Annotated in this window: 15 protein-coding genes; 5 read left to right on the top strand and 10 right to left on the bottom strand. The window is 38.3% G+C overall.

The window, feature by feature from the left end; genetic code table 11:
• The first annotated feature begins 115 nt into the window (after positions 1–115).
• A complete protein-coding gene (locus ABDV71_RS01155) occupies positions 116–565 on the top strand; it encodes a VOC family protein (protein ID WP_343530587.1) in 450 nt (149 codons plus the stop codon).
• Between the two features lie 291 nt (positions 566–856).
• Positions 857–2,665 (top strand): translational GTPase TypA, encoded by a 1,809-nt coding sequence (gene typA, locus ABDV71_RS01150; protein WP_343530585.1) that lies wholly within the window; start codon positions 857–859, stop codon positions 2,663–2,665.
• 127 nt (positions 2,666–2,792) lie between these two features.
• Here typA and ABDV71_RS01145 read toward each other — a convergent pair whose 3' ends face one another.
• Genes ABDV71_RS01145 through ABDV71_RS01135 form a run of 3 tightly spaced genes read right to left on the bottom strand, consistent with a single transcriptional unit; the run spans position 2,793 to position 5,538 of the window.
• Entirely contained in the window at positions 2,793–3,194 is a 402-nt protein-coding gene (locus tag ABDV71_RS01145; protein ID WP_343530583.1) for an energy transducer TonB, read from the bottom strand.
• Between the two features lie 5 nt (positions 3,195–3,199).
• Positions 3,200–5,164 carry a TonB family protein gene (locus ABDV71_RS01140; RefSeq protein ID WP_343530581.1) on the bottom strand — a complete coding sequence of 655 codons (1,965 nt, stop codon included), beginning with the start codon at positions 5,162–5,164 and terminating at the stop codon, positions 3,200–3,202.
• On the bottom strand, positions 5,161–5,538 hold the full coding sequence (locus ABDV71_RS01135; protein WP_113647333.1) for a BlaI/MecI/CopY family transcriptional regulator: 378 nt from the start codon (positions 5,536–5,538) through the stop codon (positions 5,161–5,163). Before ABDV71_RS01135 ends, ABDV71_RS01140 begins: the two co-directional genes overlap by 4 nt.
• A 176-nt stretch (positions 5,539–5,714) precedes the next feature.
• On the opposite strand from ABDV71_RS01135, the gene ABDV71_RS01130 reads away from it, so the two are divergent.
• Positions 5,715–7,121, top strand: a complete 1,407-nt coding sequence (locus ABDV71_RS01130; RefSeq protein ID WP_343530579.1) for an MBL fold metallo-hydrolase — start codon at positions 5,715–5,717, stop codon at positions 7,119–7,121.
• 79 nt (positions 7,122–7,200) lie between these two features.
• On the opposite strand, the gene ABDV71_RS01125 is transcribed toward ABDV71_RS01130, so the two are convergent.
• The 4 genes from ABDV71_RS01125 to ABDV71_RS01110 all read right to left on the bottom strand — a co-directional run bounded on the left by ABDV71_RS01125 (position 7,201) and on the right by ABDV71_RS01110 (position 9,772).
• Positions 7,201–7,842: a response regulator transcription factor gene (locus ABDV71_RS01125; RefSeq protein ID WP_343530577.1), complete on the bottom strand. Its 642-nt coding sequence runs from the start codon at positions 7,840–7,842 to the stop codon at positions 7,201–7,203.
• Positions 7,842–8,633 carry an ATP-binding protein gene (locus ABDV71_RS01120; protein WP_343530575.1) on the bottom strand — a complete coding sequence of 264 codons (792 nt, stop codon included), beginning with the start codon at positions 8,631–8,633 and terminating at the stop codon, positions 7,842–7,844. Before ABDV71_RS01120 ends, ABDV71_RS01125 begins: the two co-directional genes overlap by 1 nt.
• A complete protein-coding gene (locus ABDV71_RS01115) occupies positions 8,591–9,169 on the bottom strand; it encodes a hypothetical protein (protein ID WP_343530573.1) in 579 nt (192 codons plus the stop codon). The genes ABDV71_RS01120 and ABDV71_RS01115 overlap by 43 nt, the downstream gene beginning before the upstream one ends.
• 111 nt (positions 9,170–9,280) lie before the next feature.
• The gene (locus ABDV71_RS01110) at positions 9,281–9,772 is read right to left on the bottom strand and encodes a hypothetical protein (RefSeq protein WP_343530571.1); all 492 of its coding nucleotides are present in this window, start codon (positions 9,770–9,772) and stop codon (positions 9,281–9,283) included.
• Between the two features lie 155 nt (positions 9,773–9,927).
• On the opposite strand from ABDV71_RS01110, the gene ABDV71_RS01105 reads away from it, so the two are divergent.
• Positions 9,928–10,155, top strand: coding sequence for a LuxR C-terminal-related transcriptional regulator (locus tag ABDV71_RS01105; protein ID WP_343530569.1), 228 nt, complete (start codon positions 9,928–9,930; stop codon positions 10,153–10,155).
• 71 nt (positions 10,156–10,226) lie between these two features.
• Here ABDV71_RS01105 and ABDV71_RS01100 read toward each other — a convergent pair whose 3' ends face one another.
• Positions 10,227–11,792 (bottom strand): M20/M25/M40 family metallo-hydrolase, encoded by a 1,566-nt coding sequence (locus ABDV71_RS01100; RefSeq protein ID WP_343530567.1) that lies wholly within the window; start codon positions 11,790–11,792, stop codon positions 10,227–10,229.
• Between the two features lie 98 nt (positions 11,793–11,890).
• On the opposite strand from ABDV71_RS01100, the gene ABDV71_RS01095 reads away from it, so the two are divergent.
• Positions 11,891–13,249: a M20/M25/M40 family metallo-hydrolase gene (locus tag ABDV71_RS01095; RefSeq protein ID WP_343530565.1), complete on the top strand. Its 1,359-nt coding sequence runs from the start codon at positions 11,891–11,893 to the stop codon at positions 13,247–13,249.
• Between the two features lie 54 nt (positions 13,250–13,303).
• On the opposite strand, the gene ABDV71_RS01090 is transcribed toward ABDV71_RS01095, so the two are convergent.
• A complete protein-coding gene (locus ABDV71_RS01090) occupies positions 13,304–14,101 on the bottom strand; it encodes an ABC transporter permease (protein ID WP_343530563.1) in 798 nt (265 codons plus the stop codon).
• Between the two features lie 4 nt (positions 14,102–14,105).
• Positions 14,106–15,014 carry an ATP-binding cassette domain-containing protein gene (locus ABDV71_RS01085; RefSeq protein WP_343530561.1) on the bottom strand — a complete coding sequence of 303 codons (909 nt, stop codon included), beginning with the start codon at positions 15,012–15,014 and terminating at the stop codon, positions 14,106–14,108.
• Between the last annotated feature and the right edge of the window lies 1 nt (position 15,015).

The following is a 15,015-nucleotide window of genomic DNA, read 5'->3' as shown; positions in this document are numbered from 1 at the left end:
TGGTATGCTGAGTCCCCGTTTCTTTTTATCTTCACCCAAACTTGATAGATATTCTTGATGAATAGATTGAGATAAGTGATTTTCTTTCATGCTCGTCTCAGTGTAACTTCACCACATGATTAAAGGATTATTTGAAACACACCTTTTCGTAGAGGATTTGGAGAGGTCTGTTGATTTTTATAAGAATGTATTAGGTCTTATTGAATGTGGCTATAATGACGAGCGTAGAGTTGCCTTCTTATGGATAGGCGAACCTAAAGGTGCTATGCTTGGTTTATGGGAAAAGCCGAAGAGTGAAATTGATATCCGTCATTTTGCGTTTAGGTGTGAAGTTGATGATGTTTTGAACAAGTCAATTGTTTTTTTGAAAGAAAGAAACCTACAGCCCTACAATTTCTTAAAAGACGGCAAGGAGAAGCCAATGGTTTTTGCTTGGATGCCGGCAGTAGCCATTTACTTTAAAGATCCAGATGGGCACGATTTGGAATTTATTGCCATGTTGGAAGGAGAAGGAAAGCCTGAGTTGGGGGTAATTAGTTATGAGGAATGGTTGAGGTTGACTTAAGGTAATGCGATGATATTTTAATTCACAATCCTGATGGCTTTTTTATCCTTTTTGTTGCTGTCATCCTGAGCTTGTCGAAGGATATTTGTCAATATGTAGCACTTCAATTAACTCGGTGTGACAATGGACGGTAGCTAACGTTGGCAAAAAGATTGAAATGTAAAGCGGAACAGGTGCCTGCGATTGGTAATGCAATTGATTTACAAAAACTTAACATATTTTGTCTGGCGTTTATGTTTCGTTTTTCGGCTTTTTTTGCTACCTTTGCGCCCTTAAATACTATCGCATAAGATGCAAAATATTAGAAACATAGCTATTATAGCCCACGTAGACCACGGTAAAACCACCACGGTAGACAAAATTTTACATGCTTGCTCTATTTTTCGTGATAACGAGGAAACAGGAGATCTGATCTTGGATAACAACGATTTGGAGCGTGAACGAGGCATTACCATCGTGTCTAAAAACGTTTCGGTTAAATATAAGGACGTTAAAATTAATATTATTGACACCCCTGGTCACGCCGATTTTGGTGGTGAGGTAGAGCGTGTGTTGAAAATGGCTGATGGCGTGCTTTTGCTTTGCGATGCTTTTGAGGGAGCAATGCCTCAAACTCGTTTTGTAACTCAAAAGGCTTTGGCTTTAGGCTTAAAACCTATTGTGGTTGTAAACAAAGTTGATAAAGAAAACTGTCGTCCAGAAGAAGTTTATGAGCAGATTTTTGAGTTGTTCTTTAACTTAGAAGCTACAGAAGAGCAGTTGGATTTCCCTGTAATTTACGGTTCGTCTAAAAATGGTTGGATGAGCACTGATTACAAACAACCAACAGACAATTTCTTCCCTTTATTGGATGCGATTGTAGAACACATTCCTGCTGCACCAGTAAACGATGGTACTTTGCAAATGCAAATCACTTCTTTAGATTATTCTTCTTTTGTAGGCCGTATTGCTATTGGCCGTGTACACAGAGGAACAATTAAGGAAAACCAACCTGTTACTTTGATCAAACGTGATGGTAAATTGGTTAAATCTAGAGTAAAAGAATTATATACTTTCGAAGGTTTAGGTAAGGTTAAAACTACCGAGGTTAAATCTGGAGATATTTGTGCGGTGGTAGGTATTGATGGTTTTGATATTGGTGATACTATTGCTGATTTTGAAGCACCAGAGCAACTACCAGTAATTAAAATTGATGAGCCAACCATGAACATGTTGTTTACCATTAACAACTCTCCGTTCTTTGGTAAAGAAGGTAAATTGGTAACCTCACAACGTATTAAAGATCGCCTATCGAAAGAGATGGAGAAAAACTTGGCCCTTAAAGTGGTTGAGACCGAATCTCCTGATGCTTGGTTGGTATATGGTAGAGGTATTCTTCACTTGTCGGTTTTGATCGAGACCATGCGTCGCGAAGGTTATGAACTACAAGTAGGCCAACCACAGGTTATTGTTAAAGAAATTGACGGACAGAAATGCGAGCCAGTAGAGACTTTAATTGTTGACGTTCCTGCAGAGGTTTCTGGTAAAGTAATTGAATTGGTAACCCAACGTAAAGGGGAGTTATTGATCATGGAACCGAAAGGCGACTTACAACACTTAGAATTCGAAATCCCATCTCGTGGTATTATTGGTTTGCGTAACAACGTATTAACTGCTACTGCTGGTGAGGCCATTATGGCACACCGTTTTAAAGCTTACGAGCCTTGGAAAGGAACTATTCCTGGTCGTATGAATGGTGTTTTGATTTCGATGGATAAAGGCCAAACTACGGCTTACTCTATCGATAAATTGCAAGACCGTGGTCGTTTCTTTGTTGACCCGGGAGTTGATGTTTACGAAGGACAAATCTTAGGTGAGCACATCCGTGATAACGATTTAGTGATCAATGCTGTTAAAGGTAAAGCTTTAACCAACATGCGTGCTTCAGGTTCTGATGACAACGTTCGTATTGCACCAGCTATTAAATTCTCTTTGGAAGAAGCTATGGAGTATATCCAAGCTGACGAATATATTGAGGTTACTCCTGCAAGTATGCGTTTACGTAAGATTTTCTTAACAGAGAATGAGCGTAAAGTTAAAGGCAAGATTTTTCAATCGTAATTGATTGTATGCTAGCATAGTAAATTCGGAAAATTGAAATTAATTTATTAACTTTAATTGTCCGAGACATAGGAGAAATTATAAAGCCCTCCCGATTTTTTTCGGGAGGGCTTTTGTTTGTGTGCGACTAAGGAAGGAACTTAATAGGGATGTTGTATTGAGTTCTAACAAGTTTCCCGTCTGATGTGCCGGGATACCATTTGGGGCTCATTTTAAGAACTCTCTCCGCTTCTTCGTTAGTGCCATATCCTAAACCTCTAAGTACTTTAATATTGGAAAGTGAACCGTCTTTTTCAATAACAAAGGATGTAAACACATTTCCTTTTATTTTTTTTGCTCTCGCTGCTTCTGGATATTTGAGATTATCTGAAAGGAACTTGTAAAATTTGGGTAGCCCACCCGGAAATTTTGGCGGATTTTTCAGCGTAACAAAAGAGTAAAGTTCATCTTCTTTGGACGTAGCCGTTTGGGCCTGCCCCGAGTAATATCCTAATAATGCAACCAATAAGATAAGCGTACTTTTCTTCATTTTTATTATTGGTTTTGTTTTTTAGCGGGCTGTCCAATTACTACTTTTTCGGCGGTTTTTGAAGTAATAATGATTACCCCGTTTTTGCCTCTTTCGCCATAAAGTGCCGCACCGCTGCCATCTTTCAATATCTGGATATTTTCAATATTTTTGGGGTCTAAACTACTAATCTTTCCATTTTCCATAATTTCACCGTCTAAAATATAAAGTGGCGATTTCCCATCATCAAAATCTGACCCTTTTAGGGTAAGCTGATTTCCCTTGATTTGCACAACACCGTCTTTAGATTCGAATTTAACACCTTTTATAGTGCCAGTCTGTCTTTTGCTAAGGCTAAATTTGATAGGAAGATTGTACTTTACCCTAACAGCCTTACCGTTTTGAGTGCCTGGGTTCCATTTCGGGCTAAGTTTTAAGATTCTTACGGCTTCTTCGTCGGTACCATATCCTAATCCCTTGTCTATTTTAATATCATTTAATGAGCCATCTTTTTCGACAATGAAGGATACAAAAACATTTCCTTCGATGTCTTGCTTCGCAGCTTCTTCTGGATATTTAATGTTGTCGCCTAAAAACTTATAAAAATCATTGATTCCCCCAGGGAATTTTGGTGGATTTTCTAAGCTCACAAAGCTATGTACTTCATCTGGCTCAAAAGCATATCCAACAATAGAAATGGTATTTAAGCTGATGAAATTAGCTTTGTTTTTTGCATTTTCATTAAGAAACGGAGCTGAGGAACCCTGAAGCATAAATGCTACTTTTAAGCTATAGTTCCCATCTTTTAGAGCCCCTTCTTTATAAGCAGCTATCCTTTTAACCATCTCTTCATCGCAGCCTGCGCCTAATTTGGTTTCTATTTTAATGTCGGTGGTCTTTTTGTCAACTACTTTAAAGGTGACCACCAAGTTTCCCTGAATTTTGTTTTCGGCTGCTTGTGAAGGATATTTTACCGTATTGCCTAAATACTTATAAAAGGAGTTAATGCCTTCAACGTTCTTACTGCCTTTGGGAAGTGGAAACCTTACGATAGGATCTGCAAGAACAACTTCAACAGATTTTTGTGGCGTTAAATTCAACACCTCAGCTACAGTTGCTTTTGCATCTTCAAGCTGTACCTGCTCTGCTGCAGCCAAAAGCTGTTCGTTTTTTCTAATGGTTGAAGAAGATAACAATAGCGCTAGGGCAAAAAGAGGAACGAAAATACCGTACTTGATTATAGCCGTTTTTCTTGACCTTTCTTTATAAAGCATAAAAATTCGCTTTTTAATCATCGATTTTTTGAAAAAACCATTGGTCAAAGTGTTGATGTTTACGCCAAAAGCTTGATTAAGCAATAACATAGAATAAGCTTCTTTATCGCCCTGAAATTTAGCCGCAGCTTCATCGGCCAAATATTCATGAATGTTTTTAACGGTAGATTTGTATAGATAAATAATAGGGTTGAACCAGGTAAGGATGCCCAAGGATTCGAAGAACAGGACATCAAAGGTGTGTAGTTGTTTAACGTGGATATCTTCATGATGGTTCACCGTTTCAACTCCAGGCAGGTTGTCGGATACTATTTTTTTGTTCCAGAAAGAAAATGCCAAGCCATTTTTAATGCCATTGAACATTTTTTTTACACCCATTAATTGAATGATAAAGCGGCCCAAAAAAAACAGTACACCCAATAGGTAAATAAGGGCGATGATATTGCCCCAGCTAAAACTTTGGGCCTCGGCAGCTACTGGCCCCTGGCTAATGAATTGATTAAGTTGTTCAACCTGAACATAAATCTGTTGACTAATTTCCTGTTTGCTAAACCAATCAAGCTGTATAAAGGGGATTGCCAACGAGAAAATGCCTGAACAAATCAAGTAAACCCTATTCAGAATAAAATAGGTTTCTTTGGTAAGTAATAATCTATAAAAGGTATAAAAAACAACCAAATAGATATTTACCTGTAATAAATAATGTGACCAGCTCATTTAGGTTTATTTTTAAATTTGTTAATCATTTTAAGAATTTCATCCACATCGCTCAGGTCAAGCTTTTCTTCTTTCACAAAAAAGGAGAACATACTTTCTACGGAATTTTCGAAATAATTGCCCAAAAGCTTTTCGGTGGCATGCCTTTTATATTCGTCTTTTGAAATTAAGGGATGATATTTGTGCGACTTGCCATAAGCCTCATGCCCTATAAATCCCTTTACCTCTAAGATTCGGATAATAGTTGATACGGTATTGTATGCGGGCTTAGGTTCAGGAAGGTAGTCAATCACCTCTTTTACAAAAGCACTATCAAGTTGCCACATTACCTGCATAATTTGTTCCTCTGCTCGAGTTAAATCTTTAATTTCCATGTTGTCTTTATTTAAATACTTTCCTTTAAAGCACAAGCTTAAGCGAAATATTTTAATACTAATATATAACTAATTAATTAGTTACAAAATTTTATGTGGAAATATTTTCTATTATAAATGGTTTCCGTTGTTTAAATGAGGCTGGTTTCTTAATATTGAATACTAAAGAACTTAAAATGAAAATAGCTTTTCATGGTGCTGCCAGAAATGTAACAGGGAGCAAACATTTGCTCAAGTTGGACAATGGGACTAATATTTTATTGGACTGTGGAATGTTTCAGGGAATGGGACAGGACACAGAAGCCCTAAACGAAAACTTTGGTTTTATGGCTGCCGAAGTAGATGTTTTGGTATTGTCGCACGCCCACATTGACCACAGTGGATTAATCCCACGGTTGGTGGCGCAAGGTTTTAAAGGTAAGATTTATGGAACTCCTGCTACCAAGGAGCTCGCCAAAATTTTGTTGTTGGACTCCGCAAAGATACAAGCTGGCGATTTAAACTATAAGAACAAGAAGTTAGCAAAACGAGGCTTGCCTTTAGAAGAAGCACTATATGAGGAAGAGGATGTACTGAAAGCAATGTCTTTCTTTGAAATTGTTCCTTATCAAAAAGAAGTAACAATTGCCGATGGAGTTACCTTGCGGTTTATTGATGCTGGGCATATTATTGGGAGTGCTTCGGTGCATTTGAAGATTACCGAAGAAGGAAAAACTTCGCAGTTGAGCTTTAGTGGTGATGTAGGGCAGTATGGAGACTTACTTTTGCGTCCACCGCAGTCATTTTCACAGGCCGATTATATTTTATTGGAATCTACCTATGGTGATAAGCTCCATCAAGATGCCCAACCCACCGCACAAGCATTATTGGATGTGGTGATTAAAACCTGTGTAGAGAAACAGGGAAAGTTGATTATTCCCGCATTTAGCGTAGGTAGAACACAGGAAATTTTGTACGTGCTCAATAATTTGGATTTAAAGGGGCAGTTGCCCAAAGTGAATGTGTATGTAGATAGCCCACTTTCTGCAAAAGCTACCCAAATTGTAGAGAACCACGCCGAAGGATATAACGATGAAGTATTGGATATCATGAAAATTGATGACAATCCTTTTGATTTTGATCGATTACATTACGTAGAAACTGCGGAAGAATCAAAGGCTTTGAATGCTAACCCTGCACCTTGTATTATTATCTCGGCTTCGGGAATGGCAGAAGCAGGCAGAGTGAAACATCATATCAAGAACTGCATTGGAGATCCTAAACATACCATTTTGTTAGTGGGTTATTGCGAGCCGAATTCGTTGGGTGGTAGGTTAAAGAATGGCGCTAAAGAGGTTGGTATTTTTGGGGATCGGTTTGCGGTACACGCGGAAGTGCAGAGTATTCAATCGATGAGTGCCCATGGCGATTACAATGATTTGCTAAAATTTCTTTCTTGTCAGGATGCTAGCAAGGTAAAGAAGTTGTTTTTGGTACACGGTGAATATGAAGTGCAGTTAAACTTTAAAGAGAAACTTCATGCGGCTGGTTTTAGGGATGTTGAAATTCCAGATAGACATCAGTCTTTTGATTTACGATTTTAGATTTACGAATTACGATTGGTCGAATGGTACATCTTCAGTTAACCAAATAATCAGTTCAGCATTTAAACAATTAACCCAATCAAATCTTTATTAAATCATTCTTAATACCATAAACCACTAAACCGGTTCTAGATTTTAGGTTAAGTTTAGCAAATAGGGATTCACGGTAATTATCTACTGTTCGAGGACTTACAATCATTAGGGAGGCGATTTCCTTGTAGGTAAGCTCGGAAGCACAATACTGTAAAAAGGTAAGCTCTTTTTCGGTAAGGATGTTTTTGGGCTCATCATTCTTAATAGATACCAGTAAACGGCCAGATACCAACTCATTTACATAAAAGCCCTTTTCGAGCATCGCATTTATGGCAATGAGCACTTCAGAAGGTTTTGATTCCTTTAACAGATATCCACTTGCCCCCGCCTTGATCATGTTGATGATGGATTTTTCATCTTCGAACATGCTGAGGGCCAAAACGTAAATATGAGGATAATGCTCTTTAACCCATTTCGTTGCAGTAAAGCCATCCATCATTGGCATGTTAATATCCATGAGGATTAGCTGTACATCTTCATGCTTTTTAATTTTCGATTGCAGATCATTGCCATTTGTAGCTTCAAAAACAATGGTAATTTCCTCGAACTCACTTAATAAACTGGCTAAGCCAGATCTAAACAGTGTGTGGTCGTCTACTAATGCTATTTTTATGGGCTGCTGCATCATTATGGATAGGGTATGTTGAGTTTAGTTTGTGTTCCTTTGCCAATTTCCGAGTCAACTTGAAAAGTTCCATCAATTAGTTTTACTCTTTTCTCTATAGTGTGAAGACCTAACCCACTATTGTTTTTAGATACGTCTTGGTAATTAAAGCCAATGCCGTTTTCTTGAATGAAGATGAGAAGGTTTCCCTGTTTGTGAGCTGCGCCGATGGTAATTTCGGTAGCTTGTGCATGTTTAATAATGTTATTGATAATTTCCTGAAAGAGCCGTAGGATAATCAATTCCTTTTCGGGAGAAGCTTCTAAGCTCTCTCCAAGTTCATCGATAAAGATGATTTCGTAAATCTCGGCTTTTTTAAGCCAGCTCACTTCTTGTGCAATAGCATGGCCTATTCCTTTTTCGAGCAATCTTTCTCCTTGTAGGAGCTTGGCAAGCTCCCTTAACTCTTTAATGGATTTGTTTACTAGGTCTGTAGAAGCATCAATTTTTTTATTTGCTTTTTCCCTATCATCCATATTGATGGAAGCTAAGGTTAAATTGGTAAGGCTCAATAATTGGCCGATATTGTCGTGCAGGCTGCTGGCAATGGTTTGCATAGTTTGCTCCTGTACTTCTATTTGGGTTTTTAGAAGTTCTGATTCAAATTGTTGTGCCATCATCTTTTTCTCCTCCAGATCTTTGATTTTGCGAAGATTGTACTGCCTGATATAGACCAGCAGAAAAATAGGGGCCAATACAAAAATGAGGCTGCCTATTGCAATGATGGTAATAATTTCCGATGGCGAGAACTGCATATGTAAGAGTAGGCCCAAATACTATATAATAAAAAGTTGAGAACTAACATGGTGTACACTAATATACCTAAGCTAAAATTACGCTTTACAATATAAAACATGAATAAATTGTATATGGTGCCGCCGAAATAATAAATCAATATTGCCGCAACCCACCAAAAGCTACTGTACGTAATGATCCTCACTATTTTTTCTTGTTTCATGAGCATATAAAAATAATATAGGCTCAATAGAACAAAGCATATAGAAACAATGGTGTTGGTAATAATATGATACTTAAAAATACCATGGCTAGCTGCCTCTATGGTATAACTGATAAGGAAAATCAAATAGGTTGCGACAATGCCCAAACGCAATTTCAATTCCATTTTTAGAAATAAGAAATAGAAACCCAAGCAAATATAGCTTGCTTCAAAGATGCTGAAGATGTTAAATATCCATGAGTTATTTTTATGGTAAATCATTCGCCATAGCGAGCCGCTTGCTTCCGTAATGAGGATAATGCATAGGTAACCAATGGTGATTTTTGAAAACATATCTCTGTTTTTAGTTAAAAAAAACAGAGATATGCATAAACAGCAAAACTCAAAGACGATATTTAATAAGGAGAGATTCATCCGATGTCTTGATATGTCATTATAGTCAAATTAACAAGGTTCGCCCTTAATTAATATCTCATCGCAATCACAGCCCGTATCTGGAGGGCATAGAGTTCCTTTATTTTCGGGTAAAGTGTCCTTAGATTTTGTTCCTTTTGTAAGTGGAAGTTCGTAGTAATAATCTCGTTGAATGAAAACGGGCTTGTTATTTGCGTCTCGCATCTGGGTGCCATTTGGACCGAATACTGGGTCCCCCTTTTTTGTAGAAACAAATACTAAGGTGTTTTGATGTTTGTAAGATGGATTCTCCTTTCCTTCTATGCCATCGGCACCATAGTTGGCAAAGTAAATTCTAACGCCACTTGCGTCTTCTTTTATTAAATCGTCGGCAAATTTGATGAACTTGTCTCTATCAAACCAAACTGATATCGTTTCATTGATTTTTCCATCATTACCTCTCGATGCCTTTCTGAGGTAGTTTTTAATAATGGTCTGTGCTTCTTCTTTGGTGAATCCGTTGATTGAAAATTTTTCTTCCATAATAGTTTAGTTTAAAAGTAATTGGTTTATTAACTTCTTCAAAGTAAAGCGTTTTTACAGATGGTCAATACCGTAAAAACACCCTGTAAATTAAGGTAATATCTCGGAAGTTTAAACAGGAACATCTAAATAATTTTGGTGTAAACTAAAGAGCTATGACAATCCAAATTAATGAAGAACATCTACAAGATAGTATCAGTACCCGAGAGGTGGAAGTTTTGAAGTTGATCTCCATGGGCTACTGTAATAAGGAAATTGCCGATCGGCTTTTCATTAGCAGGCTTACGGTAGAAACCCATCGAAGAAATATGGTAAAAAAAATGGGTTTTAGAAATGCTTACCAGTTGGTAGTATGGGCGTTTAAGGAGAGGGTATTTGTATAAAAACCACATAGAAACATAGTTTTCTTATTTCGATACTATGTTTCTATGTGGTTGATATATTTTTTAGTTACTTAGTTTCTTGGTGCAACTGGTTTTGGTAATTCTTTACGTGGAATCTTCTCCGCACGTTCTGAAGTATGATAAACAAAAGAAGCAATAATGGTTGCCGATTTTTTCAAATCATCCTCTACCAATCTGTCATAAGTATCTTGGTTGGTATGGTGGGTACGAGTGTTGTAGTCCATTGGGTCTTGAATGAACTGGAAGCCAGGTAGTCCCACTGCATCATAAGCTTGGTGGTCTGTACCGCCAGTGTTGCTAATGGTTACGGTTTTTGCGCCTAAATCAGCAAATGGATTTAACCAAGCTTGGAAAATATCTTTAGCACCCGCATTGCCTTGTAAGTAAATACCACGTACTGCTCCGGTACCATTGTCTAGGTTATAGTAGGCACTTAACTTGCCGTGCTCAGGTAATAGCTCCATTTTGGTTGGGTCAGCAAAATGTTGTTTTACATAACCTCTTGATCCATGTAAGCCTTGCTCTTCGGCATCCCAAAGGGCAATTCTAATGGTTCTTTTTGGTTTAAAGTCAATGGCTTTTAAAATTCTCATCACTTCAATCATCACGATAGAACCAGCAGCATTATCGGTTGCACCGGTTCCTGAGTGCCAAGAGTCAAAGTGACCACCTAGCATTACAATCTCATCTTTTAATTTTTTATCGGTACCTGGAATTTCAGCAATTACGTTGTAACCTTTTACATCTTGTGGATAGAAAGTCGTCTTCACTTCAGCCTCTACTTCTACCTTTTGGCCAGCACGCAACAAGCGTAAAATATGTAAGAAATCTTCGGCAGAAACTTCTAGTTCAGGAGCAACCGGCTTGGCATCTACGGCATAAGAAGCGCCGTTGCTGGTAAAGAAAGTGCCGTAGTTTCCACGAGCATAGGTTAAAATCAAACCTACTTTCTCTTGCAATAATAATTCATTAATGGCGGCTCTGTTTTGGCGCATGCGCATCATCATGGCCATTTGGTTGTTGTTGCCCGCAGGACGTCCTTGTCTTGGTGCTGCAGGTTCTGCGGCAGCCATTTCGGCAAGTTTTTCATCAGTGTAGCGAGTCACATCTGGTGTATATGAGTTTTTAAGTGGCTGTACCATTACCGATTCAATCACTACAATTTTGCCAGTTAGTTTACCTTTGTATTTTTCAAGGTCAGTAACCGTATCTGCTTTAATTAAAACAACGTCTGATTTAATTGGTCCGTTGGTGCCTGGTGTCCAAGCTTTAGGATAACCAATAATTGGTCTGTAAAAAGGGGCTGTAGTCGCAGCATAATATTTTTCTACCGACCAGCCTTTTCCAAAATCACCCCAACTTTCTTGTTTGGCATTTTTAAGTCCAAGCTCATTGAAATATTTCACGGCCCAGTCTCTTCCTCTTTTAATACCTGGAGAATTGGCCAAACGAGGACCAATCACGTCGGTAATTTGGAAAGCAATGTCCATTACTTTCGAATTTTCTAATCCTTCCTTTCTGATTTTTTGTATAGCCTCGTTATTAACGGGTTCCTGTGCAAAAGCGCTGAAAGAAAAGGCAATGGCTAATGCGCCAATGGTAAATCTTTTTATCATAAATTATCTATTTAGGTTAAGTAACAATATGGTGTGAATTTACAGGTAATGTCAAATAGTTGTAACTTTCTATTCAGAATTTTACAACCTAAATAAATATGAAAAATCTTGGTCTGGCTTTGCTAATTTGCATTAGCTTTTCGGCTAACTCTTTTGTTTTTGCACAAAAAACAGAAATTAGAGACCCTCAAATAACCAATATGTTAAATGAGGTTTCGGCAACTAATCTAGAGGCTTTGATTAAAAAGATGGTCTCTTTTCATACCCGTCATACTTTGAGCGACACCTTAAGTAAAACCAAGGGGATAGGTGCTGCCAGAAGCTGGATCAAGAGTGAATTTGAAAGGTATGCTACCGAGAGTGGGGGAAAACTACAAGTTTCTTATGATACGTTTTTGCAGCCTGCTGATGGACGAAGAATTAAAGAACCTGTAATCTTGAAAAATGTGATGGCTGTTTTGCCCGGCACTGATCCAAATGATAAAAGAATGCTCATGGTTTCTGGACATTACGACTCGAGAGTTACGGATGTAATGAACATTAAGGATTTTGCTCCTGGGGCTAATGATGATGCTTCTGGGGTAGCTGCAGTGATGGAGATGTGCCGTGTGATGAGCAAATATCAGTTTAAAACTACTTTGGTCTTTGTGGCTTTTGTTGGAGAGGAGCAAGGTTTATATGGAGCCGCTAATTTAGCAAAGCGAGCAAAAAGCGAAGGTTGGGATGTTCACCTATTGATGAATAACGATATTGTGGGAAATTCATATGGAATGGAGACGGACCTCAAGGATAATAAAAGTGTAAGGGTGTTTAGTGAGGGTGTTTCAGCTAGCGAGACCAAGGAACAAGCTGCTGCTCGTCAATCGGCAGGAACAGAGAATGATGGCAATGCTAGACAAGCTGCTAGATACATCAAAGAAATTGCTGAGCGTTATGTAGATCAACTGGAAGTAAAACTCGTTTACAGAAGGGATAGATATTTAAGAGGCGGCGATCATACGCCATTCTCACAACAGGGATTTACAGCGGTTAGGGTTACCGAGATGAACGAAGATTTTAACAGGCAACACCAAGATGTAAGAACCGAAAATGGATTTAAATATGGCGATTTACCTGAATATGTCGATTATAATTACCTCCAAAAAGTCACACGTATGAATATGTCGGTAATGGCGAATCTGGGTCAATCTACACAAGAGCCGCAAAATGTAATCGTAATAACTTCTGGCCTAACCAACAAAACCCAACTAAAATGGAATGCGCCAAAAGGGCAGGCTCCACATGGCTACTATGTGCTCATGAGGGAAACCACTAGCCCATTTTGGGAACGAAAATTTTTCGTAAAAGAACCTACAGCTACTTTAGCGTACTCAAAGGATAATTACTTTTTTGCGGTACAATCCGTTGATGAAAATGGCCACGAAAGCTTGATGGTTATTCCTAAGCCAGGCAGATAAAAAAAGGCGGTAACCAGCCGCCTTCTTATATTAACTAAAACTAAACTAAAATCTTTATTTAATATTTCGCTTTGCGAGAATAAAATAACCTGCAATAAATAAAATAATACCGTATGCGATACTTACCCAAACTTCTTGGGTAAATATGGGAATTTCCTCAGGGTTGGCATTTTTACTAGCTTTTGTTAAGCGCAACGCTAAAGCAGGATCACTATACGGAATAAGGTAAGCATGTTTCCAGCCTACATTGGCAGTAATAATTCCCATAATGGTTCCTACAAAGCCAATGCCCATTGGCTTTAAAAAATCAGACCATGCCAAGCTCAATATAAATTGTAGAGAAAGTATGCCCAATGAAGCCAAGAAAAGCTTGCCGTAAAGTTTGCTTAAAATAACAGCGGGACTATAGTCGCTAAAAGTATATTTAGGGACCAAAGCTTGAAGTAAATACCCTGTAGAATACGTTAATAAGGCAAAAAGAAATAAACAGATAAATAATAAGGCAACCGCATAAAGATACTTGGCCGCATAAATAGAAAATTTATTTAAGGGTTGTGAAAACAGGGTTTTCCAAGTGTCGTTTTTGTGCTCGATATTGTTTACGGAAAAGGCCATAAACATGACATAGAATGGTAAAATAAGCATGCCCATTACGCCAAGCGCAGCACTGCTGTATTTAAACCAGAGCATCATGCCTGGATAATTATACTTTAATACTTTTTCTGAGTCGTGGTAATATCCGAAAGCAATTAGCCCACAAATGATTAGAGGCAAAATAATTGCTGCCCAAAAGGCTAGGGTTTTGCGTGATTTGTAAAACTCGGAAATAAAAGATATGTAGAAAGAACGCATGATATTAGTTTTTAGAGGTGATGTCTAGGAATAAATGTTCCAAATCTTTTTTCTCGGTATGAATGGCATATACCGTAAGACCATTGTTCACTAAAAGACTATTGTATTTACCCATTTCGGCTTTGCCGGTATAGGCTATTTTTACCAAGCCTTCGTCATTGCTAATGATTTCGGCTCCTGCACTGCTTAAAATATTAACAGCGGAGGCACTATCATCTACTTCAATTTTGATAATTGGTTTGCTGAGGTCATGCAGCTCGTTGATATTGCCTTGAAAAAGTAAAGCTCCTTTATTGATGATGCCTACATGGGTCGCTGTTCTTTCAATTTCCGCAAGTAAATGGCTAGATACTAGAATTGTTTTTCCATGCTTGCTCACCAACTCGATTATCAAGTTCCTGATTTCAATAATCCCGTTGGGATCAAGGCCATTGGTAGGCTCGTCCAATAACAATAGCTCTGGATCGGCTATTAAGGCCAAGGCTATCCCTAAGCGCTGTTTCATGCCCAAAGAATATTTGCCCGCTTTTTTATTCGCAGCTTCTGTTAGGCCAACCAAGGCCAACATTTCCGAAGCCCTATGTTTATTTATTCCTAAAAGGATACAACGATTAAGAAGATTTTCTTTACCTGTAAGGTGTGCGTAAATAGCTGGCTGTTCAACCAAAGACCCCATTTGCCTTAAGCAGGCAGTACGATTGCTATTTAGCTCTTTGCCAAAAATGAAAACCGTGTCGGAAGGTGATTGCAACAGGTTAAGTAGTATTTTAATGGTAGTGGTTTTTCCAGCACCATTTGGACCTAAAAAGCCATAGATACTTCCTTTGGGTACCTGTAGCGATAAATCCTTAACTACACTTTGTGATCCAAAACGGTGATTCAACCCTACGGTTTCAATGGCAAATCTGCTCATG

This window comes from Pedobacter sp. (genome assembly GCF_039594775.1).
GTDB lineage: Bacteria > Bacteroidota > Bacteroidia > Sphingobacteriales > Sphingobacteriaceae > Pedobacter.
This window is presented reverse-complemented; position numbering and strand designations above follow the sequence as displayed.

What these genes read in the sequence shown, in the direction of transcription:
- ABDV71_RS01100 (WP_343530567.1), bottom strand. Translation starts at nt 11,792, where the DNA reads ATGATAAAAAGATTTACCATTGGCGCATTAGCCATTGCCTTTTCTTTC.
- ABDV71_RS01125 (WP_343530577.1), bottom strand. Translation starts at nt 7,842, where the DNA reads ATGATGCAGCAGCCCATAAAAATAGCATTAGTAGACGACCACACACTG.
- ABDV71_RS01145 (WP_343530583.1), bottom strand. Translation starts at nt 3,194, where the DNA reads ATGAAGAAAAGTACGCTTATCTTATTGGTTGCATTATTAGGATATTAC.
- typA (WP_343530585.1), top strand. Translation starts at nt 857, where the DNA reads ATGCAAAATATTAGAAACATAGCTATTATAGCCCACGTAGACCACGGT.
- ABDV71_RS01090 (WP_343530563.1), bottom strand. Translation starts at nt 14,101, where the DNA reads ATGCGTTCTTTCTACATATCTTTTATTTCCGAGTTTTACAAATCACGC.
- ABDV71_RS01115 (WP_343530573.1), bottom strand. Translation starts at nt 9,169, where the DNA reads ATGTTTTCAAAAATCACCATTGGTTACCTATGCATTATCCTCATTACG.
- ABDV71_RS01130 (WP_343530579.1), top strand. Translation starts at nt 5,715, where the DNA reads ATGAAAATAGCTTTTCATGGTGCTGCCAGAAATGTAACAGGGAGCAAA.
- ABDV71_RS01120 (WP_343530575.1), bottom strand. Translation starts at nt 8,633, where the DNA reads ATGCAGTTCTCGCCATCGGAAATTATTACCATCATTGCAATAGGCAGC.
- ABDV71_RS01095 (WP_343530565.1), top strand. Translation starts at nt 11,891, where the DNA reads ATGAAAAATCTTGGTCTGGCTTTGCTAATTTGCATTAGCTTTTCGGCT.
- ABDV71_RS01085 (WP_343530561.1), bottom strand. Translation starts at nt 15,014, where the DNA reads ATGAGCAGATTTGCCATTGAAACCGTAGGGTTGAATCACCGTTTTGGA.
- ABDV71_RS01135 (WP_113647333.1), bottom strand. Translation starts at nt 5,538, where the DNA reads ATGGAAATTAAAGATTTAACTCGAGCAGAGGAACAAATTATGCAGGTA.
- ABDV71_RS01155 (WP_343530587.1), top strand. Translation starts at nt 116, where the DNA reads ATGATTAAAGGATTATTTGAAACACACCTTTTCGTAGAGGATTTGGAG.
- ABDV71_RS01110 (WP_343530571.1), bottom strand. Translation starts at nt 9,772, where the DNA reads ATGGAAGAAAAATTTTCAATCAACGGATTCACCAAAGAAGAAGCACAG.
- ABDV71_RS01140 (WP_343530581.1), bottom strand. Translation starts at nt 5,164, where the DNA reads ATGAGCTGGTCACATTATTTATTACAGGTAAATATCTATTTGGTTGTT.
- ABDV71_RS01105 (WP_343530569.1), top strand. Translation starts at nt 9,928, where the DNA reads ATGACAATCCAAATTAATGAAGAACATCTACAAGATAGTATCAGTACC.